The following is a 450-nucleotide window of genomic DNA, read 5'->3' as shown; positions in this document are numbered from 1 at the left end:
CTACCCGGGTATCTAATCCTGTTTGCTCCCCACGCTTTCGCGCCTCAGCGTCAGTTACAGACCAGAAAGTCGCCTTCGCCACTGGTGTTCCTCCACATCTCTACGCATTTCACCGCTACACATGGAATTCCACTTTCCTCTTCTGCACTCAAGTTCCCCAGTTTCCAATGACCCTCCACGGTTGAGCCGTGGGCTTTCACATCAGACTTAAAGAACCGCCTGCGCGCGCTTTACGCCCAATAATTCCGGACAACGCTTGCCACCTACGTATTACCGCGGCTGCTGGCACGTAGTTAGCCGTGGCTTTCTGGTGAGGTACCGTCAAGGTACCAGTAGTTACTTGGTACTTGTTCTTCCCTCACAACAGAGTTTTACGATCCGAAAACCTTCTTCACTCACGCGGCGTTGCTCCGTCAGACTTTCGTCCATTGCGGAAGATTCCCTACTGCT

The 450-nt window shown here is 52.9% G+C and carries 1 rRNA gene; it reads right to left on the bottom strand.

What is annotated here, in order from left to right:
- A 16S ribosomal RNA gene (locus HH110_RS19100) occupies positions 1-450 on the bottom strand; the annotation flags it as partial.

Origin of the sequence: Stenotrophomonas sp. SAM-B (assembly GCF_013387485.1) — a bacterium.
Taxonomy (GTDB): Bacteria; Pseudomonadota; Gammaproteobacteria; order Xanthomonadales; family Xanthomonadaceae; genus Stenotrophomonas; species Stenotrophomonas maltophilia_AA.
The sequence above is the reverse complement of the archived record's forward strand: the minus strand, read 5'-3'. Positions and strand labels throughout refer to the sequence as shown.